At 36.6% G+C, this 1476-nt stretch carries 2 protein-coding genes and 1 pseudogene; 2 read left to right on the top strand and 1 reads right to left on the bottom strand.

The genetic code is table 11. The features are described 5' to 3' along the window. Nucleotides 1–314 precede the first annotated feature (314 nt). Both ACP7AE_RS14140 and ACP7AE_RS14135 read left to right on the top strand, forming a co-directional pair. The gene (locus ACP7AE_RS14140) at nt 315–668 is read left to right on the top strand and encodes a hypothetical protein (RefSeq protein WP_426243855.1); all 354 of its coding nucleotides are present in this window, start codon (nt 315–317) and stop codon (nt 666–668) included. A gap of 106 nt (nt 669–774) precedes the next feature. Next, the gene (locus ACP7AE_RS14135) at nt 775–1374 is read left to right on the top strand and encodes a glutathione S-transferase family protein (protein ID WP_426243853.1); all 600 of its coding nucleotides are present in this window, start codon (nt 775–777) and stop codon (nt 1372–1374) included. Here the strand turns inward: ACP7AE_RS14135 and ACP7AE_RS14130 are convergent. Beyond that, nucleotides 1371–1476: pseudogene (locus tag ACP7AE_RS14130) on the bottom strand (IS5/IS1182 family transposase); the annotation flags it as partial. The gene ACP7AE_RS14135 and the pseudogene ACP7AE_RS14130 sit on opposite strands and share 4 nt — an antisense overlap.

Below are 1476 nucleotides of genomic sequence, written 5' to 3'. Positions count from 1 at the left end.
AACTCAGAAGTGAAACATCATTGCGCCAATGGTAGTGTGGATTCGTCCATGTGAGAGTAGGTCATCGTCAGCTCTCTATTCTAAAGAAAAACCCCCTCCGCTTTCGCGGAGGGGGTTTTTCTTTTAGCTGGTGTTTGGGGTAAATAGCGGAGTTTAGTAGTATTGTCTTTAATATCGGTTTAAAGTAGATGAGCATAACAATGCTAGGCTTACGAGTAAGCAACTGGGATCATGAATACTGGTCTTCTACCATTTTAATAGGTTAGTTAACTTTCAATAACACTAAGCTAGAAAGCAAATTAGGATATAAAGCGATGTTAATTATTAAACTAACTGATAGTAAAGAGAATGTGGACGATATTGAGAAAATATGTCTATATTTAACAAAACACAAAGAACTGTTGCCTTTTATAACCAAAGAAGCAGGTAAAGATATTTCTTATATTTTAAAGCCAACATTTAAAGCTGATCATAACGAAGCTGAAAAGAAATCTCACTGGGAAAAAGTGTTTAATGAATTTACGTTAACTGACAACAAGGGCGATGAACTTCGTTTTCATAGAGAGAAGCAAACAGACGCGCTATACTTTGGTACTAAGAAAGGATTTGAGACACTAACAAGTATCAATAATGATGAACCTGCTATTAAAAGTATATTTAATAGCTAAAGCGATTAGTGATTTTCTACTAATTTATTGAGCTTTGATCTAAGATATATTTTAGTCGGATAGTAAATTACTATCAATCTCTGTCAACTTTAGAACGGAGTCTGTTTTGTTTAAACTTTACTATTACCCAAACAATGCGAGTTTAGCACCACATTTTTTGCTCCATCATGTGAAAGCGGATTATGAGTTGGTATTTGTTGAAAGAGAGAGTAACCGTCACAAATCAGCTGACTATCTGAAGTTGAATCCGGCTGGACGTATTCCAACGCTGGTTGATGATGAGCAGCCAATTTTCGAAAGCCTCGCCATCTGCGTTCATATTTGTGAATCATATCCAGAGTATGAGTTAATACCAGCAATTGGCGACCCTAAACGACCATTGTTTTTTCAGTGGCTTGCATTTTTAAACAACACACTGCAAGCGGAACTGATGGTTCGTTATTATCCACATCGCCATACTAACAACGAGAGCAATATACCCAATATTATATCTGCTCAAAATGAGCGTATTGGAGAGGCATTGTCGATAATAGACAATCAGCTTGATTCTAAGGAGTTCTTGCTTGGTGAAAAGCTATCATCATGTGATTATTTCTTATTTATGTTGGCGGAGTGGTCATTGGTATTAGAAAAATCACCTATGACGTATAAAAATTTGGCAGTGTATCTAAGTCGATTAAGTGCAAACCCTAGGGCGTGTCCCTAATTCAGTTTGCAATGAATCATAGTACAAGCTAGATACAGCATAGACTTATAATTACGAGCCAATTTCTCGTATCTAGTCGCAATACTACGGAAGTGCTTTAGC

This window comes from Psychrobacter sp. TWP2-1-2 (genome assembly GCF_049896785.1).
In the GTDB taxonomy this organism is placed as follows: Bacteria; Pseudomonadota; Gammaproteobacteria; order Pseudomonadales; family Moraxellaceae; genus Psychrobacter.
This window is presented reverse-complemented; position numbering and strand designations above follow the sequence as displayed.